This window comes from Paenibacillus qinlingensis, from assembly GCF_013204845.1.
Taxonomy (GTDB): Bacteria; Bacillota; Bacilli; order Paenibacillales; family NBRC-103111; genus Paenibacillus_E; species Paenibacillus_E qinlingensis.
Window position 1 is genome coordinate 42,832 of record NZ_JABMKY010000012.1, and the last position, 21,105, is coordinate 63,936.

Here is a 21,105-nt window from a genome sequence, read left to right on the forward strand (position 1 = left end):
CGGTTTCACCGACTAACTTCACACCAATTGCCGCTGCTGCACCCGAGTTAGTCGGTTTCACCGACTAACTTCACACCAATTGCCGCTGCTGCGCCCGAGTTAGTCGGTTTCACCGACTAACTTCACACCAATTGCCGCTGCTGCACCAAAGTTAGTCGGTTTCACCGACTAACTTCACACCAATTGCCACTGCTGCGCCCTAGTTAGTCGGTTTCACCGACTAACTTCACGCCTCAGTTTCTACCATGCAAAAGGGCCACGGCCTTCTCAGTAAACATGAACTTATGGCTTCTAGCTAAACCACCACCAATGGGTAGAATGAATCCTTTCGCTTCTAACTTACGTACAATTTTTCCGCATGCCTCTCTTTTAAGCTGCAACCACTGGCTCACTTCCTTCAATTGAAATGGCTTATTACATAATAAAGCAAATCTCAGAACCTCCCGCTCATACACTGGTAGCTCGAGCATTCCAGCCCCCTGCGCATTGCCGAAACGGCCAATCCATTCGTACAGGTTTCTTTGGCAGAAACTCGCTTTTTTCTCTAACTGATCTCGGCTATACGGGAAATATGTGTACCCCAGCATCGCAACACTTCGCGCCCGTGCCCTTTCGAATGAGAACCGGTCCCTTGTAATTTTCTCAGCATGCGTAACAAAGCTTTCTTCCTCGAATACGATCCTCAGTTTGGGATGACATACGTCCCCATAAATCTTCACTCCCGACAAACTTATCATTTCAAATTCAAGTTCCAAACCTTCAACCGTCCCCAGTACGGGCAAAACTACCTCCTCCAAAAGTTTCTTCGTTCCCGTCAAATCCCTGCGCAGCATGTCCAGTCTCTGACCTTGTGCTTGTCGAACTTGCTCATTCCAAAAGATCTCATACTCCTTCTCAAACACGTCTACCGCCTCCTAAAAAAATAAAACGCCGCCAACTCCAACAAACAGGAGCTAGCGGCGTGTGCTTCACGCTTATATGATTGCATCCTCACAATACCAAATTCTCGAACACTTCGCAAAAAAACTTATATTTATTTCCATCAACAAATGTGCTAGGAGATAACCTGATGCTGAGCAACCGTGGAAGGCATAGTCCTTTTCCTTAGTAGTTAATCTACGGTCAATTCATTGACACACCCTACCCGTCATGATAAACTCTCACAAAATATATTATAGTTTGGATCGGAAGGTGTACAATGTCAGATACCGCAACCTCATCAGCTCAAGGAACAACGCAGGCTCAACCTGAGATGCCTAGCCGCTTACGAGAAACGCCTGTCTCTTGGTTGCTCTGTTTTACGATTGTACTTGTCATCATGAACACGATGATGTTCAATCTGGCTCTGCCCAAAATTTCCGTACAATTCGAACTTAGTCCCTCAACGGCGTCGTGGATTGTTACGGGGTATTCGATTATTTTCGCCATTGCATCGATCACCTACAGCCGTTTGTCCGACTTCGTGCCTATTCGCAGGCTGTACGTCATTGCCCTGCTCTCGCTCGGAGGCGCCTCCATTCTAGGGCTGTTCACGGACAGCTTCGGCCTATTGCTGTTTACTCGGTTGATTCAAGCATCCGGCGCAGGTGCGATTCCATCGTTGGGTATCGTACTCGTCACCCGCTACATTCCCTTGTCTCGTAGAGGCAGAGCCATGTCGCTCATCCTTTCCGCGGCTTCACTTGGCTTGGGATTAGGTCCCGTCGCTGGCGGATCCATCGTTCAGTATTTGGGTTGGCATTTCCTGTTCGTCATTACAGGGGTTACGCTGCTGCTTATTCCTATTTTCCTTATCCTGATTCCAAAAGAAAAACCAGCAAGCGGCTCGTTCGATTTCATCGGTGCTGTGCTGCTTGGGATTGGGACGACAGGGTTGCTGCTTTTCCTAACTTCCAAAAGCCTCGTTGCCCTCATAGCGGGCATACTTGCGATTGCCTTATTCGCTCTGCGGATTCGCCGAGCCTCTCAACCGTTCGTCTTGCCTGCACTCTTTGGCGACAGACCTTATATGGCGCTCAGCGCAATCGGCGTATCATCTTACATGATTAGCTTCGGCTTCTTGTTCCTTGCACCACAGATGCTTGCACGGGTTTTCGGCTTAGCTCCTCTTACCTCGGGACTGCTGCTTTTCCCAGGAGCACTCCTGGCCATGCTAGTGTCGAATCGTGTTGGACGTATCATTGACCGTTATGGGAACACAGCACTACTTCGTTACGTACCATGGTTGATGTTACTCTCTACGGTGCTACTGGCCCTGACAGCCAGCTTTTCCTACTACTGGATTGCTGCACTCTACATCTTGGTCAGCATAAGCTTCACAACACTTTCTAGCGCTGTATCCAATGAGCTCTCCAGGCAATTGCCGAAGGAACGCATCGGCTCCGGCATGGGCTTGTTCCAATTGCTGCAATTTTTCAGCGGTGCATTCGCCGTGGCTCTCTCAGGGAGCGCACTGGTCTGGCAGAAAGCCCTGCCGCTTGAGCGTGCTTTTGACAACCTCATCTGGGGGATGGCGGTCATTGCGATCCTCACCATAGGAAGCTCGATCCTATACAGAAATTATGCAAAAAAGCAGCGTCCCGACCTCGCCGCAACGGAGTCTGCCAAGAGCCCGGTTGTGGCTGCAACCGCGGCTGAATAAAAGCAAAAACGCGCACCGATATGTCACCGGTGCGCGTTTTCAATTATATCTCCATGCCATCCCACGCTACCGTAATCGGGCATGGGAATTGTTGCTCTTGAATCCAGCTAACTAAATCTGCATGTGTAGAGGTAAAGTGATTAATATGCGTAAGATAAATGCGAGAATTGGTATGCAAAGATCCTTGCTCTAACAGTTTGCGGAATAATTCCATACAGCTAAATGCGTCCAAATGTCCATTTGGTTGAAGGCCGCGGCCGGTGGTCAATCCAAATGTGCATTCACTAATCAACACATCCAATGAAGCATTCTCCAGCTCCTTGAACGTTTCCGGCAAGTACCAGCCAGAATCCACGCCGTAGTATATCTTCTGGCCATCCGGTTGCTGAATCAGATAATTCGCACAGTTCTCCCCCATATTGCCCAAATGATTCCCGCGAAGCGGCGTTACTTCCATGCCAGCAATAGTCACTGATTCGTTAAACGCCAGCTTATGAAAGGCCACTACGCCGCGAGCCTCCAAATCGGAAGTCATGCCTTTCATGATCGGCCGGTTTTGACGATAGAAATCGACGATGTCATAGGCTTGATCTGTAAAATAAAAATGCAGCGGTTCCTTCAAGCGTTCAATCGCCATATTTCGAACATTCATCATCATGTAGTTGAAATGATCTTCATGTGTATGCGTCACCAGTACATGCTGAAGCTTGGTAAAGTCGCCATATTCGATCGCTTGTTGAAAAGAATCTGCCCCTAAGTCAATACACATTCCCTCATTGATTCGGAACATCGAACGGCGGCGAATCTCTGCACCGCCTACCTCCCGTGCGTTGTTACACACGGAACAGGAGCAGAAGGGATTCGGTATGCCCTCTGCTGCACTTGTGCCGTAAAATCTCATCGTTAGTCCTCCTTCATGCTGATTACTTCTGATTCCAGCGGTCATAGGCTGCTTGATAGATCGCTAAATATTTATCCAGTTGCATTTTATTTAGCGTGCTTACATACTTATCCCACTCACTGAGCGGTTTAGCGCCAGTAATAAACTTAACAATATTCTCGTCTGCATAAGCTTCGATATCCGTTGCGTACGAGCTTAATTCGATATTCTCTTTTTCGGTAAAGGTAGGAATCATCAATTTTGCGTCAGGCACCAAGTTAGGACGAATGACATCTTTATTCGCAATCATTTCTGGAAGCACAGCAGCGCTTTGGTCAACCTTTTGCGTCACGCGCTGAGGGATTCCGCCACCTTGGAAAATTGTATACTCCGAGAGCGCTTCATCCACTGTGAGTCCGTTTGGATTTTTCGCAAATTCGTCCTTCAGCTTATAAAATCCATCACTGCCGATGGTATACGTAACACCTTCAATACCAAGTCGAGCCAGAGCCGTTCCTTCTTCGCTCAGGAAATAATCTCCCCAGCGCAGCGTTGCAGCGGGATTCGGGTTTTTGTTCGTAATCACGAATGAGCCTAAATCCCGAACTTTCGGGGAGATGCCCGTCCAATACACTTTGCCGTCGATGCCTTTTAGGACCGGGTTCTGCACGTAATTATTGCGATTTTTACCCATCCACAAATTGTTGTTTCCCTTCGCTACATAGCCAACACGCTCATCATCAACTTTCGCGATCTCCTGCTTCATATCCTGCGATAGAATTTCTTTATCGATTAGACCTTCCTGCCAGAGCTTATTAAAGAAGGTAATCATGTCTTTAAAGGTATTGTCCGTTGCGATATACCGAACTTTGCCCCCATTGTCTACATCCATAAAAGGTGCGATGATCCCGGAATTTCCTCCGAATCCCCAGCTGCCATAGAACGATCTAATAAATTGATCACCGTAGTTCTTATTGCCCTCTTTGTACCCTGAGATTGGAACTTCATCCGCTTTGCCATTCCCGTTAGGATCCTGCTCCTTAAAAGCTTTCAACACCTTATAAAACTCGTCCGTTGTTGTCGGCATTTGAAGTCCAAGCTTGTCCAGCCACTTCTTGTTGATCCACGAGGAAGAAATACGTCCATCTGCTTCACTAATGTTCGGAAGCGAATAAATATGACCGTCAGCCGAGGTAATCGATTTGCGGATACCGTCATTTTCTTTCATAAGCGCTGCCAGATTCGGTGCATAGCCAGCCTCAATCAAAGGATCCAACGGGATAATTTGACCCGCTGCTGCGTATGAAGTAATCAATTGCGGCGACAAATTCGCCCGCATAACAAAGTCCGGCAGATCATTGGAGGCAAACATCAGATTTCTGCGCTCATCAAAAGCGTTTTGCGGTACCGTATCCCATTTAATGACGACGTTCGATTTCGCTTCATAATTTTTCAAGCCTTTATGCTCGTTCCAATCCTTGACCAGCTCATATTTGGAGACCAAACCTTTCAATTGAACAGGCTCCTTTGCAATCGGCATACCTGTTTTATTGATATTCGCCTCTTTATTCGCTGCACCAGTTGCAACAGGCTCTGCACCTTTATCCTTATCGCTACAAGCGCTTAGTATTGGAATTGACGTTATCAGCATGGCAGCTGTCAGTAAGACTAATTTTCTTTTCATATTCGTTCGTCATCTCCTTGATTATTAATCATATTAACCTTTAAGAGCACCAATCATCATCCCTTTAACGAAATACTTCTGAAGGAAGGGATACAACATAAGAATCGGTCCGCTGGATACGATAATAACAGCATATTTGACACCTTCCGCAACGAGAAATTTGCTTGTATCCATTTCAATCGAATCCATCATCACGTTATCCGACTGGTTCATCACTAGAATTTCCCGCAGGAAGAGCTGCAGCGGATACAACGAACGCTCCTTCAAATAAATCATGGCCTCGAAATAGGAATTCCAATGATACACCGCATAAAATAACACAAGAACAGCCATGATCGGCGCACTCAGGGGCAGTACAATAGAGAAAAACGATCTGATATTACCGCTGCCATCCATGTACGCTGATTCATAGAGTTGCTCATCAATGTTGGTTTCCAAGAATGTACGAGCGACAATCATATTGTATACACTGATCGCTGTTGGCAATATTAATGCCCACATCGAATTATAAAGTCCCAAATTCTTAACAAGCAGGTACATCGGTATCATACCGCTGCTGAAAAACATCGTAATGGTGAAGAATATCATAAGCCCGCGACGCCATCGGAAATTTTTGCGTGACAACGGATAGGCCCCCATCATGGTCAATGAAATATTAACTAACGTTCCTACGGTTGTGTAAAGCAGTGTATTTCGATAACCAATCCATATCTCCGTATTCGTAAATACCCGTCGATAGGCTTCCACGTTGAATCCGCTCGGGATCAACCCGATTTTGCCGGCAATCACCAGTTTGGGATCACTGAATGAGGCACTAACGACATAGATCAGCGGGTAAAGCACAATTAACACAAGAATCCCGATAAATACATAAGTAATCGCCAGAAAGATCCGATCTCCGTTAGACTCTCGAATTTTGTGGGAAACGACCTCCATGTTCACCTCTCCTTTTAGAACAGACTGCTGCTGCTATATCGTTTGGCAATCTTGTTGGCGGCAAGCAGCAAAATGATGTTGATGACATTGTTAAAGAGACCCACAGCGGTTGAGAATCCATAATCCATATTGATCAAACCCGTCTTATAAGCGTAAGTGGAAATCACCTCTGAGGTTTCCATGTTCAAGCTATTTTGCATAAGAAGAATACGTTCGTAGCTGAGAGTCATCATTTTCCCCATGAGCAGAATAAATTGAATGACAATGACCGGCATAATACACGGCAGATTCACATGAATCATCCGCTTCCACCGACTAGCCCCATCGATTTGCGCAGACTCATGCAGTTGTGGATCTACAGCCGCTAACGCCGCGATAAAAATGATAGAATTCCATCCGCTATTCCGCCAGATGTCAGAACCGATATAGACACCAGGGAAGTAGTCAGGATTGGTCAAAAAAGGAATCGAATCGATTCCGATCATCCCCAGCAAATGATTCAAGTACCCATTTTCCCCACCGAGGAACAAATTAATAATACCGACAAAGACAACCGTCGAAATAAAGTACGGAGCATAAGTGATCGTCTGCAGCGTCTTCTTCAATCGCTCTTTTCTCATCTCATTGAACATGAGGGCGAGCATGATCGGAATAGGGAAACTGATCAGCGTTTTAAATAGATTAATAACCAGCGTGTTCTTCACAATGCGATAAAATTGGAATGAATTGAAAAGCCTTTCAAAGTTATCCAAACCAATCCAAGGACTACCCATGATGCCGTGGATGGGGTTGAAGCGTTTGAATGCGAGTTGTACACCATACATAGGTCCGTAGCAAAAAATTAGAAAGTAAAGGACAACAGGGATGACAAAAATTAGATAATCCCAATTGTTTCGCAGCCCAAACCTTTTATGGTTAGACCTAGGTAAGGGTGCATGTGCAGCCTTGGTCTTCGCAGTCATATAGCTGCCTCCTTCGTCGAACGATAGAAAAGTGGATATCCAGAATCGATTCGGCGCCTGAATCGGTTTCCTATGGCTCCGAGTATACGTAAGTTTGGAACCTCCGACAATGCTTGATAATCGGCTTTTCACAGCAAAAAATGGTTTCAGCCCCTAAACGGCACCCTGCATTTTTCTCAATACCTAGTCAATTTTCAGCTTTTTGCCCGCCATGAATTGATAACATAGCGCAAAATTTATATACTCGTAAGAAATCATGACCTATTCGACCAGGGGATGTGTTCAGTTTGCGGAAAGCGATTCAGTCCAAGCTCTATCGAAAATTTCTTCTCAGGCACCTTCTGATTCTAGCCGTAACCGGTCTATTATTCTTGGTGACCAATATCATTTCGCTATCAAATACCTATAATCGACTAATGGATAATACTCAACGATCTATGGCCAATACGACCAGTCTGCTGGATACGCGCATTTTGGACCTGCAAAAATTGACATTAACCTTGTCACGGGATACGAAATTGCTTCCCTATCAATTACAAGAATCATTACAATATCCGTATTTGATTGCCGATGAACTTGAAAAGCTAAAGGCTCTGTCTGCCGATCTCGACTCCATTGGCCTGTTCTATCGAAACACAGCCTACAGCTCGCTAAAAAACACGATTTTCACCGATACGGGCATTTATTCGCCTGAGAATTACAGCCGACTCGTCACCGATAGCCGAATCTCGCCAGAAATGCTGCAGGGCAAGCTGGAGAAACTGAAATCACCCATACTTCTGTCTTCACTGGCTAATGAAGATCATCCAGACGGCAAAGAACAAGTGCTGCTGCTCTTAGTTCCGCTTGACAGCACTCCTTTTTCGAGTGGCATTATGATCTACAAACTGAACTATCCGGCGTTGGTTAGTAATTTCCAGCAGACCATTGACAGCGGCAGCTCCCTGATTGCTTTTGACCAATCCAACATGCCTTTTCTCTATTTAAAAGGATCTTCCGATCTCACGTGGGGTGAACTTACGTCAGCGGCGCAAAATTCGAAAGCGCGAATCCCTGGCTATCTCTTCGTGCAGGAAACGTCGTCGAAACAGAACATTCATGTGGTGAACGCCATTCGTCGCAGTGACTATTTTCATGAGTATGATGTTGCGCTCACGATTTCACTAACCATATTTCTCATATCGCTTGCTTTAGGAATTGTGCTTTGCTTCAGCTCTGCCCGGAAAAGTTATCAACCGATCCAAGAGCTATCCAACCGTTTCCCTACCTTGCCATCGGACAAGCCGGCGGCAGGTAATAATGATGAATTAGACCAGTTGACTCGTTACATTGAGCAGATGAGAGATGAGAGCAACCATTTGTCCCATATGATGCACAATCAGGAGATTTTGACGAGAAACCAGTTGCTGCTTGCCTTATTAATGGGTAAGTTGAACGTTGACAATACGACGCAAGATAACCGAATTGCGCTTCATAAACTATTTGGTACACGAGAAATAAGCAGCGTACTTGTCATTATTTTTGATGATTACAATTCCAAGTTGAGCAAAGAGCCGCTTAGCGAGCAGTGGCTGATGAAACATACCATTTGCAATGTGTTGGAAAATTTATCGGGCGTCCATGGCTCGAATTATGCGCTTGATTTAGCCATTGATAATGGGATTGTCGGCATTGTTTCGTGGAATATCGAATTCGCGGAGCAGTGGGAGGCTCGCAGTCGCGCTTTTTCTGAGCAGATCATTGCGTTCATGCAAAGGCATTTTTCCCTTTCGTTGTCCTGTATGGTAGGAGAACCACAACCAACGAATGACCTGCATCAATCGTTCAGTTCGGCCACTTCACTTGCGGAGTATCGGATTTTTGCCGGTAAACAGTCTATCATCACCCCAACTGAATGGTCTCAGCAAAAAATGGAGAATACGACGATGGATAAGCAGCAAATTTCCGAATCTGCTGAAGCTCTCCATGCGGCGGTCTGCTCCAAGAGCTCCGAGCATCTGCAACTATTGATTCATGAGATGGAAGAACGTTTTACTCGGCTGGAGGACGCGCCTACATTCCGCCTAACGTTTCAACAAATTATTTTTACCTTGAACCAACTCGTCAATAATATTCCGCTGTCCCACCGCGAAGCAATCAAATATAAACTGGAATCCCTAGCCGAATTCCAATCCAAAACCGTTGCTGAGGCTTGCGCCAATCTGCTTGATGCGGCACGCAGCATACAAGACAGCTTAGGCGAAGATGCCAATAATAATCGCTTATATGCATCCATGTTAGAGCACGTTTCTCAGCATTATATGGACTATAATCTCAGTCTCTCCACCGTTGCTGAAGAGCTGTCCCTAACACCATCCTATGTCACACGCTATTTTAAAAACAAAAATGGTCTTCCTTTGATGCAATATGTCTCGAAAATCCGTATTGAGAAAGCCAAAGAGTTACTCGAAACCACTCATCTTTCCATTAAGGAAATTGTTGAGCAGGTTGGATTTGTGGATGAGAATAATTTTTCGCGAGCTTTTCGCAAACGTGAAGGCGTGTCTCCGAGTCAGTATCGATCCAATAGCTACAGTTAGTGGTACAAAGACTGAAAATCCCCTCCAAGTATACTTGAAGGGGATTTTACGTTATACGCGCGTTAATTAGGCACATGATAATTGCGGGTCGTGGACTTCTGCTTCCAGATCATTTTCTTCCAAATGAGCGGAATACCCCCAATAAGAAACAGGTAACGGGCATCGATCATTTTTTTGATCAATAGGGCCAATCGACCTTTCACTTTCTTTACTTTGAGTAAACCAACAGCTTCACCGCGGCCCAGGGTTGCTACCGTGCCTTTGAAATCATAGACAAATGGCCTCATCTCTTTGCCTCGAACCGTCAATATGAGATTCCTAGCTGCATTATAGCCCTGTTGAACAGCAATTTGTGCATTCGCGGGATATGGCGCGCCTTCGGGACTTGTCACAATAGAACAATCGCCGGTGATGAAAATCTCAGGGAATTGATAAGACCGTAAGCAACTATCCACTTTCACTCGGCCCCGTTGAACCTCGAAACCCGCCTCCTGCAGCAACGAATTGCCGCGTATTCCTCCAGACCAGACTACTGTACCTGCGCGAATGAACTCACCGTTGCTCAGAATAACCCCTTCCGATGTGCATTCTTTAATCGCGGTCGATAGCTTATACTGCACCCCTTTGCGACGCATTACTTCCATGCCGTATAGGATTAGATCCTCGGGTAAGCCAGGAGGCAGCGCCGATGGGGAAGCTTCCACATTATAAATCCGGACATCTGCCGGATCGACGTCATACGTTTTGCACAGAACAGGTATGCGATCCGCCAGTTCACCGACGAACTCCGTTCCCGTGAAACCCGCGCCGCCAACGACGAAGGTCAGATAATCCTTGCGCTTTGGAGCCATCTTGGACTTCGCGAACATATACTCAATGTGCTGCCGAATAAAGCGGACACTGTTAATGCTTTTGATCGACATGGCATATTCATGCATACCCGGGATCCCAAAGGTTTCCGTCTCACTCCCGAGTCCTACCACGAGATAGTCATAGTCAAGCGTAGCATTTTCCAACACAATCTTCTTATCACTAGGCAAAATTTCTCTTACCGTCGACTTCACGAATCGAATCTTCCGCTCATCGATCAAATCGGAAATGGTCACGCGTGCGTTATCATGATGATCCGTACCGGCAGCCGGCATGTGCAAATGCGTCGTAATAAAGTGATAGTCATGTTTGTTGACCAGGGTCACGTCCATCTCATTTCTTCTCATCTTCTTCTGCAGCCTTATCGCTGTGACAAGTCCGCCATAGCCTGCGCCTAGGATCACGATTCTGGGTTTGCTCATTGCCTCAACACTCCTCCATTTGTGAAATTAATCACATATATGCTTGTGAAAATTATCACAACTCCTCACAAGGTGAGCCGGTAACCGACTCTCTTCTAGTATATGCGCGAGTTCTGCAAATATCACTTCCGACTAACCTAATTATCTAGGATTGTACTCTACCTATATATGAAAAAGCCTATCGACAGGATCAGCGATAGACTTCTCTCTACTATTTCGTTTTCAAATCTTCAATAGAATCGATTGTCATATAGGCAGGTACAACTAGCCCCAATTTGGTCCCTTTTAAGTTTGGACCTAGATCTTCTAGCTTGGTCGCATACTTCCCGAAATAATCTTTATGTGTCGTCGGGAGCCATGCAGCTACAATCGCATCAGCACTTCCATCGGCAAGTCCAGCCCACATTGGACCCGCTTCAACTTGCAGCATCTCTACTTGATACCCGAGCTTCCCTTCCAATACAGTTTTTACAACATTCGTACTGGCAATCTCTGAATCCCAAGCTACATACGCTAATTTCAGCTTCTTACCTTGTTCTGGCGTAAGATCTTTCACCCAAGTATTCACATTACTTGCATGGGCGGCAACCCACTCTGCAGCTGCATCTTCGGGCTTCTTACCGTCAACCACAGCTGACATGACCACTGCCATATCCTCCGGCGTCCACTCAAATCGATCAAGCATCGCATATGCTGACGCTGCTGCTTCTTTCAAACCTTTGCGAGCAATCGTATGAATCTCTTCATCCTTACCAAATGCACCCTTAGGATCACTCAGATATTTCAAATCATATTTAGCGAACATCCAATGAGGTGTCCACCCCGTCACGATGATCGGTTCCTTCGCTTTATACGCTTTATCTAGCGCTGCCGCCATGGCTGCGCTAGAGCCTTCAACTAATTTCCAATCGGTAAGCGCATAGTCTTTCATCGCTTGATCCGTTTGCTTCATTAACCCTGCACCAGGATCAATACCGATAATTTGGTGTTTCACACTACTGCCTACACTAGATTCTGAAGCATTATCTTTCGAGCAGCCTGTCACGACAAGTAAACCGGTAAAGCTAGCGAATAGTAACGTCTTAGCAGCTTTCCTCATATCTCTAAACACTCCTTTTTCTCTTCATCCATAATTGTGTGATGCGATCAAGTAAAATAGCTAATACAACAATAGCCAATCCGGCTTCAAAGCCTTGACCGATTTTGATTTGAGTAACAGCCCTGTACACATCAGCCCCTACCCCCTGCGCCCCAATCATAGAAGCAATAACAACCATCGAGAGCGCAAGCATAATCGTTTGATTAATTCCCGCCATAATAGACGGCATCGCTAACGGAAATTGCAGCTTTACTAATTTCTGCATAGGGGTTGAACCGAAAGCATCTGCGGCTTCAACTAAATCTTCAGCAACCTGCCTTATACCTAAATTCGTCAATCGAATCGTCGGCGGTACAGCAAAAATAACGGATGCAATGACCCCAGGTACCACACCTAGTCCAAAAAAGGTAACGGCAGGGATTAAATAAACGAAAGCCGGCATCGTTTGCATGAAATCAAGCGCTGGTGTGATGATCCTTCGTGCTCGGTCGCTTTGGGCACACCATACACCTAAAGGAATGCCTATAAGAATGGAAATGACTGCTGACGTCATAACCAGTGCCAGTGTGTCCATCGTATGTTCCCATAAGCCAAGATTATCAACTAGCAACAATCCTACAGCAGCAAATAGCGCAAACGACCATTTGCCGAGATAGTAAGCAAGAATCGTAATCAAAACGATAAGTACCAGCGCTGGCGGGAAATGAAAAACGGCAGAAAATGCATTCACAACACCCTCTATGAGGAGCGATAAGAAGTCGAAGAGCCACGAAAGGTTAGCGCCTAACCCATCAACAACCTTCTCAACCCCATCATCCAATGGAACTTTCTTCATTCGTTATTCACGTCCTCTCTTGCCACAACGTTACCTGCAAGAGCCCCAAGAACATCGCCGCGAACAATCACACCCTGAATTTTCCCATCGTTATCCACGACTGCCACAGGATACTTGGCATTGCTGCACACTTCAAATAATTCATGCAGCAGTTGGTCCGGGCCGACAGTTGGCATATCTCGAATCACAATATCCTCAAGACTCTTCTCATAGCGAACAGCTCCCGAAGCATCCTCCGCCGTTATAACACCAATTAATTTCTTGCCTTTATCTACAATAAATAAATTAGATATTCCGCTTTGCCTCATGAGCTGCAGCGCCACACGCGGCCCTCGATCAAGGCCTATGGTCTCTGGCCGGCGCATAACCGTCGATGCGGTGAGTACCTTGGACAGATCAACATCCTCCACAAACCTTTCGACATACTTATTTGCGGGGTTCATCATAATTTCTTCCGGTTTGCCGATTTGGACAATAACACCGTCTTTCATTAGCGCAATGCGATCTCCAATACGAAGAGCCTCATCCAAATCATGTGTAATGAAAATAATGGTCTTCTTCATTTTATCCTGCAACTCTACGAGTTCATCTTGCATGTCCTTCCGAATCAGAGGGTCTAATGCGCTGAAAGCCTCATCCATCAGAAGGATATCCGGATCATTGGCCAAGGCCCGCGCAAGCCCCACCCGCTGCTGCATGCCGCCGCTTAATTGCGAAGGTTTGCTGTCTGCCCAAGCCTGCAAGCCTACCAAATTTAAGGACTCTAGGGCTTTCGCACGTCTTTTTGACTTATCCCATCCTTGAACCTCTAACCCATATTCCACATTCTCAACGACTGTTCGATGAGGAAATAAGGCAAACTTCTGAAACACCATTGAGATTTGTTCCCGTCTGACATTTCTAAGCTCCTCATCATTCATGCGAACGATGTCCTTACCGTGAATCGTGATACTTCCGCTCGTGGGCTCAATTAACCGATTCAGAAGTCGCACCAATGTTGATTTCCCACTACCTGAGAGACCCATAATTACAAATATTTCACCGGCTTCAACAGAGAAGCTAGCCTTATTGACACCTACCGTATGCTTCGTATCCTTATAAATTCTTTCTTTCGAATGTTTCTGCGAAAGCAACGGAAGAACAGATGCGGGATCGGGACCAAATATTTTCGTCACCTGATTAACTTCAATAACCGACATATGCTCACTCCTTTCTTTGGTTTGCATGTCATCCACTTCAATACTCTAACGAATAAACACCGCTTATGTCAACCTTAAATTCTGTACAAACAGTTCAAACAGAATAAACTGTACAAACTTGATTGTCATTTAGTATACTCTTTCTAGCAGCCATTTTTCTTTACTTTTTCAAAATAGTTTCTTACAATAACGATGTAAACCTAAAGGTAGGGTGAGAGATAATGAATCATATAGACGGCATCAGCTTAGAACAAGATCTCGTCATACAGAAGGCACGAAAACGAATCATTGAATCTATTGGAAACAACATGGATTTATATAGCGTTAGTCAATCTACCGGTCATCTGTACGGTTTACTTTTATTTCAAGAAAAGCCGATGACATTAGACGAAATGGGAAAAGCTATGGAAATGAGTAAAACCAGTATGAGCACAGGCGTGCGTACACTGGTTGATCTTAAAATGGTTAATAAAGTGTGGGAAAAAGGTTCCCGTAAGGACCTCTATGAGGTCGAATCCGACTGGTTTCAAACTTTCGCTGATTTCTTTGGCCTCAAGTGGCGAAAGGCTCTAGAAGTTAATTTGCTTGCGCTTACCAAATCCAAAAATGAGTTCCGAAAGCTGAACGAACAATTTCCTGACAGTCTCCCTTTACAAGCTGTTCTTAAACAGGATTTGGATAAAATAGATGCAGCCATTCATTATTACAAATGGCTTGATAGGCTTATCGATTCGTTCGAGTCGGGAGATATTTTCAAGCTGGTTCCCAAAGACTTACCCTCTGATGAATCATGAATGACGGACAACAAGAAAAACCTGAGCGATAGTTGGACCTATGTCCGACTGTCGTTCAGGTTTTTTGTGTTCCATTTCAATAAGGACAGTTAAAGAAATGCCATGTAATGATTACTCGCTGGCGTTCCTAGATTTGTCTTGCAAATTGCGTATCCGATAGCAGTTCATGCCTGCCACGCCAAGCTCCTCCAGCAAGCCAAAGTTAGCCCATGCGCCAACGACGGCACCAATGCCAGGGACGAGCTGGAGCATTTTGCGAAAATCAATTGTGTCCCGATACTCCTGCTGCAGCTGCAGCCAATTCACTTGCTTCATGTAATCAGCGGCAGGCGGGAACGTCTGCGAAATTGCAGGCCAATTCTTAATCGTATGGAGCAGATCCGGCTTCTTCTTCGAACTGGAGAACGCCAACTGAAACACATACAAGATGAATAATCTTTCTCTGTAATCCTTGGTGGAATACCCATAAATATGTGCTAATTCAAAAAGAAATTTCAGCTTAATCCCGATCAGAACCGGGAAATCGGCTAGGCCAAGTAAAATCCCACCAGCCCCTGCACCTGCACCCTCAGCGGCGGCGATTTTTTTGTAGAGGGACAGCAGTTCCTCAGCTTTGACATCGCGGTCCGCCATGGATACATCCTTCAGCGGATCAGTTGCAGGCATATAATTAATTCCGAACAAAGTCGTTTGTATAATCCCTTTTACCGTCGCGGTAATCGTAGTGTGGATCTTCTCGGGAATCACTTGATTGATGCGATTTTGAACAGATTTGGAGGCGCGCTCGATGAGGTTAGGTTTCTTTTGCAGACGAATTTCCCAACGCTTTAGTGTCCCCTTCATTTGCTGTTCATAGATTGTATACGGCTGTTCCATGGCTTCACCACCGTCGGTTAGATTCTTATATCTTCACTTCTTTTTCGGTGATTTCATCTGAGCTTTTTCACTATTTCTTGCCACTCGATACTGCACGATCCTGCTGATTAACGCTAGGGGCAGCGGTCGATCATGCGGAAATTGGACGGCCCCTTTGGACCTCGGATACTGCGCCAACTCCGCCTCAAATTCATCAATACCATTCGGTGTGGGATAAAAGCCAATATGATGTTTGAATGCCGCAAAATGCACCAAATTACCATGTAGGTCAAAGGTAGGCATTTGGTAGCTAATCTTCTCCGTTGCCTCTGGCGCCGACTCTTTAATGACTGATCTGATCGTTTGAAGTTTCTCCTGAAGCTCAGAGGGAAAAGTTGCTATGTAAGCGTCGATTGATTCGAAGGCTGTTTTGGTTTCTTTCATACAGGGAATCTCCTTTATGGGGATTGTTAGTTGTATTATACACGTTAGGTGGGTGAGAATTCATTAGAGAGACAAAAAGGGGCTAAAGCGACATCCGGAAATGTCTCTCTAATTGGCTTTCGGGAGCTTGTTTATGAAAGCTTTCAAGCTTTCTTCCCCGTTAATAAACAGCCTTTTCAGCAAGTAAGGGGACTGTTGATTGGTCGTGAAACCTTGGTCAATCGTAAACGCATAGCGAAGACCGTGATCTTTCAAAATCTTCAACGTAGTTTGGTTATATTCCCCATAGGGATAGCAAAAAACATCCGCTTGTGTGCCTAGCTTCTCCTCAATTAACTTTCTAGCTTCTGCAATCTCATACGCTTGTTGTTCCGCTGATAGCTTAGGTAGATGAGGATGTGTCATGCCATGCGGTTGGATGTCCCAACCGGCTTCTTGCAGCTGCTTGATCTGTTCCCAATTCAAATAACTGGGGTCCTCGACCATGCCAGGTGACATGAAAAGTGTAGCAGGGAAATTGTATTGGGCCAGAATCGGCATTGCCTCTTCCACATTATCCACATAGCCGTCATCAAAAGTAAGCAGTACAGGCTTATCGGGGGCCGTGAGCCCGTCCTCATTTTCAATTAGACTAATAAAAGTCGCCAAAGTGATGGGTGTGTATCCATGATCATGTAGATATTTCATCTGCGCCTTCAGCTTCAATGGAGAAATAACGACCACATTGCCAGGGTCTATCGTGACGCTATGGTAATTGAGGACAGGGATGCTGACTTTGGATGAGGTAGATGGAGTAACAACCCCGTTAGGCATGTAGGTGTCCACTGTAACGGATGGCGTCTGAGGTGAAGGTGCGACCACTTGGACGGGTGTTGGAATTATGTCCATCTGAATAGTTGGCGTCGGCGTTGGGATTGTGTCCACTTGTGCTGGGAGTGGCTGCTCGGGCTTGTCCAGTGGAAGGGATGAAACTTCAATAGGCACAGGGGCATAAACAGGAGTTTGAATTAATTCCTCGGCTTGGGCTTCTATGAGGATAGGGGCAGTTGAAGAATTAAGAGCACTGATGACGAAGAGAAAAAAAAGCGTAAACACACCCGCTAGTATCGTGTAAAATAGGAACCTCTTCCTTCGGACGTTCATAGCAAACCACCCATTTCTCAAGGAATCGTCTATCACTCTATTTGTAAGCAGTAATTGAGAGAAATATTCCTAGATTTCGATAAGGGGTGGGGGGATTGCAGGAGGAACGGAGAGCTTGGAGACCGGTCGAAGGAACGGGGAACTACTGAGAAGTACAAATTCCAACGGACATGAATGACGTTATTTGTGCCAAAATGGGCCTTCTCGGGAACTAACGGACACCCTAGCTGTTAAATAGCGCTAGCAAGGCAATAATTCGATGATTTTAGACATATAAGATCATCCGTGTCCGTTAGCCTAGATAAACAATAGAAAACAACCTAATAGCATCTGCTGTGTCCGTTAGCCTAGTTAAACAATTGAAAACAACCCAATAGCATCTGCTGTGTCCGTTAGCAGCCTGTTTGTTGGCTACTACTAGACCAATAGTGCTACTAGGTTGCTGATACTACTACTACGTAAATAGCAAAATTACCCAGGCAAGTAGCGCAATTACCACTAACATCGTGTCCGCTCTCTCCCACTCCAGCGTATTCTTCCGCAGCAGCAACGTTGTGCCATCGATTTGCTTCATCTCCATCGCGACGGTCATTTGCTCCGCTTTGTGGAACATCCCTAGTAAAAGTGGAACTACCAACGCAGGAATGTCACGCACACGAACACTACCTGGGCGGACGGAGGCTTTTCCCCGTGCTCGCACGATCATCGAGAATTGCTGCCACTCCCGCATGATGAGCGGGATGAAGCGAAAAACAAACGAAACCGCCAAGGAGAAGGATGCCACGGGCAGCTTCACTTTGTAGAAATATTTTAAAGCCCAGTTCAATCCCTGTACGAGCTGGCCATAGGGTGTCGACATCGCAAGCCAATAGCCGGCCAGCAAGACAACGAATAAGCGTACCAGCAGGAAGGTGGTGCTCCAGCCGTTGTCGACGGAGTAACCGAGCGGTGAGAGTTCAATCCCCGCCAGCGCGACGGAAAAGATCAGAAAAATCGCATAGGACGTCGCGATTTTGCGAATCCCGCGCAGCACACTGCGCGGGAGACCGACAAACGCGCAGCCGACAAGCGCTGCGGCCACCGCGAGGCTGCCCCACCCCTGCTGCCCCATCGTGCCGATGGCGAGCAGCAGGTAGAGCAGCCACTTCGCGCGCGGGTCCAGCCCCAGCCACCCCGCCTGCGGCGCGGGTGGCGCAGACGGCCCCGACAGCAGCGGCTTCGCCTGCTGCTGTTCTACCGCCACACTCGCTTCGCGTGTGGCCTCTACCGGCGCCGCTGCCGCAGCCGCCGGAGCACCAGCGCTGCCGGCTTCGCGCAGCGCAGCCAAGATCGCCGACGCGGCAAGCGCCGGCGAGAGCAGATCCGGCGCGATGGCGATGCCAACGCGCGCCAGCTCCACAGCGGCCTCCGCGCAGCTCGGGAGACCAACCCCGGCGCGCGCCAGCACCTCGGGCGCGCGGCAAAGCTGTTGCGGCGAGCCGTCGAAGACGAGCTCGCCATGGTCTAGAACGAGGACACGATCCGCTAGCGGAAAGAACGTGTCCAGATCGTGCGTGGCGACGACGAGTCCGCCACGACCCGCGCGCTCGCGCAGCATGCGCAGCAGCTCGCGCACGGCGGCCGCCTCAAGGCCGGCGGTTGGCTCATCCATGAGGAGCCAATCCGGCGTTGTGGCGAAGGTCGTCGCCAGCGCGAGCCGGCGCTGCTCCCCGCCGCTGAGCGCGAAAGGCGAACGATCCATGGCGAAGACGCCATGGGGATCGAGCGCGTGTGTCGCCTCGCGAATGCGGCGATCGCGCTCTTCTTTTTCGAATTTGTACGGCCTAAGCGAATAAGCAAATTCTTGACGTATGCTCCTGGCGAAAAGCTGCTGCTCAGGGAATTGAAACGTTAGCCCGAAGTGAAGCAATTGCTTAGAATCAGCCTTCATAGGTTTCAGCCAAATCGGCTGCTCATCCAATGTTATCGTTCCCGTTTGCGGCTTAAGGAGACCCGACATCACTTGCAGCAGCGTCGATTTCCCTGAACCCGCATGCCCGATAAGCAATGTCACAGAGCCCTCCTGCAGTGTAAAACTTATATCCTGGAGTAGTGTCACATCAGGTGAATCGGGAGCTGTTACTCCGACTTCCTTCAAAACTATGGACATGAGATCACCTCCGCCAACTCTTCCATGTTCAGGGGAAGAGGGTGTAAAGTGAGTCCTTGCTCTATTAGATGCATCGCCGTTTGAATTACAAAGGGAGGGTCAAAGCCAAGTTCCACACAAGGCGAAGCTTTCTCAAATTTCTTTAACTTCTCAGATTTCTCGTTTTTCTCCATTTTTTCGTATTCCCCATAAAAGAAACTCCTCGGCTCCCCATCAAAGGTAATCCTACCCGCTCCAAATCCGACGACACGGGTCGCATCCGCCACCTCTTCCAGCCGATGTGTTATCCATACAATCGTCGTTCCACGTTGATGTGCTTGGCGCACGGCATCCCGAACTTCTTTGCGAGAAGCTGGGTCCAGCATCGCCGTCGGTTCGTCCAACAGCAGAATCTCTGGATGGGCTGCAAGTGCGGCAGCGAGGTTTACCAACTGCTTCTGCCCTCCAGATAAGGTAGCCATCGTACGCTCCGGTGAAAGTGACAAGCCTACAGCAGCCAAAACTTCCGCATACCAACTTCCACGTTCCTGGGCCGTTAATTGCTGCGCTTGCGGTAAGAAGTCTAATTCCTCCGCGATCGTTTCACCTATGAATTGGGCCTCTGGCAATTGAAGCACGCCTCTTGTCGCCTGCGTCACATCGTTAGCCCTACGGTAAACTTGCCCTTCCGACAATGGGTTCAAGCCTAGCAGCACGCTAGCAAGTGTACTTTTCCCGCTCCCATTGGGTCCTACAACAGCGATCCACTCACCTCTATGAATGTCTAGCGAGACACCTGACCATACGCGACGCCCTTCTCCTGATTCCATTCGATAGACGATCGAAGCATTCTTTAATGTCATTAATTTCTCTCTTGTAGGCATATGTAAAAAAGTTCCTTTCACTTTTCTAGCAGTTGTGCTATCATCTGTATTGTCAACTTATTTGTAAACCATTTGGTTGACAATACATTAACAATACCAGAAACAGGAGTGATCAACAATATGAAACTTACACTACGTGGTGTTATTTTCAGCGCTTTATTTGCAGCTATTCTCGTGTTATTCAGCTTTTTCAAAATCTCAGTTGGCACAGAAGTACCCATTACCCTTCAAACATTAGCTGTTATGCTCGCTGGAGGGTTACTAGGCGCGCGCTACGGATTCCTAAGTATGGCCCTTGTCGTTGTGCTTACTGCAGTCGGTTTCCCACTCCTTCACGGCAGTGGCGGACTTGGCGTTGTGCTCGGACCTACTGGCGGCTTTATTATGATCTGGCCAATCTCTGCTATGCTTATTGGTTTTATTTTACCTCGGATTCGTTTAAATGGCATCATGGGTTACGTCGCTGCGTTTCTTGTTCTTGAAGTTTTCGGCTCACTAATTCTTTATTTAGCAGGTGTACCTTGGTTGATGTATAAGGTTCCTTCCTATACGTTAGAGAAAGCAATGGTTGCTGCATGCTATCCTTTCCTTGCAGGAGATGCGATTAAAGCCGTCGTTGCTGCGCTCATCATTGCACCCGTTCGCCAAGTATTCCCTCCACAGCGTCTTACAGGTTCATCTTCACATAGCGTTGTAAAGGCCGAGAATTCGCAAGATGCGTTGATTCACTAATTCACACTTAATCGCTTA

General features: G+C 46.9%; 18 protein-coding genes. 4 read left to right on the forward strand and 14 right to left on the reverse strand.

Translation table 11 applies throughout. The annotated features are described in order from the left end of the window. Nucleotides 1-233: 233 nt before the first annotated feature. Nucleotides 234-902 (reverse strand): hypothetical protein, encoded by a 669-nt coding sequence (locus tag HQN88_RS20755; RefSeq protein ID WP_173116089.1) that lies wholly within the window; start codon nt 900-902, stop codon nt 234-236. A 296-nt stretch (nt 903-1,198) separates the two neighbouring features. Here HQN88_RS20755 and HQN88_RS20760 point away from each other — a divergent pair, with 296 nt between their 5' ends. Beyond that, nucleotides 1,199-2,641, forward strand: coding sequence for an MFS transporter (locus HQN88_RS20760; protein ID WP_246320366.1), 1,443 nt, complete (start codon nt 1,199-1,201; stop codon nt 2,639-2,641). Between the two features lie 43 nt (nt 2,642-2,684). Here the strand turns inward: HQN88_RS20760 and HQN88_RS20765 are convergent, their stop codons facing one another. From HQN88_RS20765 to HQN88_RS20780, 4 genes are read right to left on the reverse strand one after another with little or no spacing between them, the layout of a single operon-like run. After that, complete coding sequence (locus HQN88_RS20765; RefSeq protein WP_173116091.1) at nt 2,685-3,542, reverse strand: MBL fold metallo-hydrolase; 858 nt, start codon at nt 3,540-3,542, stop codon at nt 2,685-2,687. A 22-nt stretch (nt 3,543-3,564) separates the two neighbouring features. Next, a complete protein-coding gene (locus tag HQN88_RS20770) occupies nt 3,565-5,205 on the reverse strand; it encodes a type 2 periplasmic-binding domain-containing protein (RefSeq protein WP_173116093.1) in 1,641 nt (546 codons plus the stop codon). A 33-nt stretch (nt 5,206-5,238) separates the two neighbouring features. After that, nucleotides 5,239-6,141: a carbohydrate ABC transporter permease gene (locus HQN88_RS20775; protein ID WP_173116095.1), complete on the reverse strand. Its 903-nt coding sequence runs from the start codon at nt 6,139-6,141 to the stop codon at nt 5,239-5,241. 14 nt (nt 6,142-6,155) lie between these two features. After that, nucleotides 6,156-7,103 carry an ABC transporter permease gene (locus HQN88_RS20780; RefSeq protein ID WP_173116097.1) on the reverse strand — a complete coding sequence of 316 codons (948 nt, stop codon included), beginning with the start codon at nt 7,101-7,103 and terminating at the stop codon, nt 6,156-6,158. A gap of 287 nt (nt 7,104-7,390) precedes the next feature. On the opposite strand from HQN88_RS20780, the gene HQN88_RS20785 reads away from it, so the two are divergent. Continuing rightward, complete coding sequence (locus HQN88_RS20785) at nt 7,391-9,682, forward strand: response regulator transcription factor (RefSeq protein ID WP_173116099.1); 2,292 nt, start codon at nt 7,391-7,393, stop codon at nt 9,680-9,682. Between the two features lie 62 nt (nt 9,683-9,744). Here HQN88_RS20785 and HQN88_RS20790 read toward each other — a convergent pair whose 3' ends face one another. From HQN88_RS20790 to HQN88_RS20805, 4 genes are all read right to left on the reverse strand, one after another. Continuing rightward, nucleotides 9,745-10,974, reverse strand: coding sequence for an NAD(P)/FAD-dependent oxidoreductase (locus HQN88_RS20790; RefSeq protein ID WP_173116101.1), 1,230 nt, complete (start codon nt 10,972-10,974; stop codon nt 9,745-9,747). 211 nt (nt 10,975-11,185) lie between these two features. Further along, the gene (locus HQN88_RS20795) at nt 11,186-12,073 is read right to left on the reverse strand and encodes a glycine betaine ABC transporter substrate-binding protein (RefSeq protein ID WP_173116103.1); all 888 of its coding nucleotides are present in this window, start codon (nt 12,071-12,073) and stop codon (nt 11,186-11,188) included. A 4-nt stretch (nt 12,074-12,077) separates the two neighbouring features. Beyond that, nucleotides 12,078-12,908, reverse strand: a complete 831-nt coding sequence (locus HQN88_RS20800; protein ID WP_173116105.1) for an ABC transporter permease — start codon at nt 12,906-12,908, stop codon at nt 12,078-12,080. Further along, nucleotides 12,905-14,107 carry a quaternary amine ABC transporter ATP-binding protein gene (locus HQN88_RS20805; protein WP_173116107.1) on the reverse strand — a complete coding sequence of 401 codons (1,203 nt, stop codon included), beginning with the start codon at nt 14,105-14,107 and terminating at the stop codon, nt 12,905-12,907. Before HQN88_RS20805 ends, HQN88_RS20800 begins: the two co-directional genes overlap by 4 nt. 221 nt (nt 14,108-14,328) lie before the next feature. Between HQN88_RS20805 and HQN88_RS20810 the strand changes: the two genes are divergently transcribed. Next, a complete protein-coding gene (locus HQN88_RS20810) occupies nt 14,329-14,901 on the forward strand; it encodes a GbsR/MarR family transcriptional regulator (protein WP_173116109.1) in 573 nt (190 codons plus the stop codon). A 111-nt stretch (nt 14,902-15,012) separates the two neighbouring features. Here HQN88_RS20810 and HQN88_RS20815 read toward each other — a convergent pair whose 3' ends face one another. From HQN88_RS20815 to HQN88_RS20835, 5 genes are all read right to left on the reverse strand, one after another. Continuing rightward, complete coding sequence (locus HQN88_RS20815; protein WP_173116111.1) at nt 15,013-15,777, reverse strand: EcsC family protein; 765 nt, start codon at nt 15,775-15,777, stop codon at nt 15,013-15,015. A gap of 33 nt (nt 15,778-15,810) precedes the next feature. Then, on the reverse strand, nt 15,811-16,200 hold the full coding sequence (locus HQN88_RS20820) for an iron chaperone (protein WP_173116113.1): 390 nt from the start codon (nt 16,198-16,200) through the stop codon (nt 15,811-15,813). A gap of 108 nt (nt 16,201-16,308) precedes the next feature. Next, entirely contained in the window at nt 16,309-17,343 is a 1,035-nt protein-coding gene (locus tag HQN88_RS20825; protein ID WP_246320367.1) for a polysaccharide deacetylase family protein, read from the reverse strand. A 454-nt stretch (nt 17,344-17,797) separates the two neighbouring features. Then, the gene (locus HQN88_RS20830) at nt 17,798-19,492 is read right to left on the reverse strand and encodes an ATP-binding cassette domain-containing protein (protein ID WP_274318781.1); all 1,695 of its coding nucleotides are present in this window, start codon (nt 19,490-19,492) and stop codon (nt 17,798-17,800) included. Beyond that, a complete protein-coding gene (locus tag HQN88_RS20835; protein WP_246320368.1) occupies nt 19,483-20,334 on the reverse strand; it encodes an energy-coupling factor ABC transporter ATP-binding protein in 852 nt (283 codons plus the stop codon). The genes HQN88_RS20830 and HQN88_RS20835 overlap by 10 nt, the downstream gene beginning before the upstream one ends. Nucleotides 20,335-20,475: 141 nt before the next feature. Between HQN88_RS20835 and HQN88_RS20840 the strand changes: the two genes are divergently transcribed. Further along, on the forward strand, nt 20,476-21,087 hold the full coding sequence (locus tag HQN88_RS20840) for a biotin transporter BioY (RefSeq protein WP_173116119.1): 612 nt from the start codon (nt 20,476-20,478) through the stop codon (nt 21,085-21,087). Nucleotides 21,088-21,105 lie beyond the last annotated feature (18 nt).

Coding starts and splice junctions, on each gene's coding strand:
- HQN88_RS20760 (WP_246320366.1), top strand. CDS start 1,199: ATGTCAGATACCGCAACCTCATCAGCTCAAGGAACAACGCAGGCTCAA.
- HQN88_RS20825 (WP_246320367.1), bottom strand. CDS start 17,343: ATGAACGTCCGAAGGAAGAGGTTCCTATTTTACACGATACTAGCGGGT.
- HQN88_RS20805 (WP_173116107.1), bottom strand. CDS start 14,107: ATGTCGGTTATTGAAGTTAATCAGGTGACGAAAATATTTGGTCCCGAT.
- HQN88_RS20815 (WP_173116111.1), bottom strand. CDS start 15,777: ATGGAACAGCCGTATACAATCTATGAACAGCAAATGAAGGGGACACTA.
- HQN88_RS20810 (WP_173116109.1), top strand. CDS start 14,329: ATGAATCATATAGACGGCATCAGCTTAGAACAAGATCTCGTCATACAG.
- HQN88_RS20775 (WP_173116095.1), bottom strand. CDS start 6,141: ATGGAGGTCGTTTCCCACAAAATTCGAGAGTCTAACGGAGATCGGATC.
- HQN88_RS20830 (WP_274318781.1), bottom strand. CDS start 19,492: ATGTCCATAGTTTTGAAGGAAGTCGGAGTAACAGCTCCCGATTCACCT.
- HQN88_RS20780 (WP_173116097.1), bottom strand. CDS start 7,103: ATGACTGCGAAGACCAAGGCTGCACATGCACCCTTACCTAGGTCTAAC.
- HQN88_RS20770 (WP_173116093.1), bottom strand. CDS start 5,205: ATGAAAAGAAAATTAGTCTTACTGACAGCTGCCATGCTGATAACGTCA.
- HQN88_RS20795 (WP_173116103.1), bottom strand. CDS start 12,073: ATGAGGAAAGCTGCTAAGACGTTACTATTCGCTAGCTTTACCGGTTTA.
- HQN88_RS20820 (WP_173116113.1), bottom strand. CDS start 16,200: ATGAAAGAAACCAAAACAGCCTTCGAATCAATCGACGCTTACATAGCA.
- HQN88_RS20790 (WP_173116101.1), bottom strand. CDS start 10,974: ATGAGCAAACCCAGAATCGTGATCCTAGGCGCAGGCTATGGCGGACTT.
- HQN88_RS20835 (WP_246320368.1), bottom strand. CDS start 20,334: ATGACATTAAAGAATGCTTCGATCGTCTATCGAATGGAATCAGGAGAA.
- HQN88_RS20765 (WP_173116091.1), bottom strand. CDS start 3,542: ATGAGATTTTACGGCACAAGTGCAGCAGAGGGCATACCGAATCCCTTC.
- HQN88_RS20800 (WP_173116105.1), bottom strand. CDS start 12,908: ATGAAGAAAGTTCCATTGGATGATGGGGTTGAGAAGGTTGTTGATGGG.
- HQN88_RS20840 (WP_173116119.1), top strand. CDS start 20,476: ATGAAACTTACACTACGTGGTGTTATTTTCAGCGCTTTATTTGCAGCT.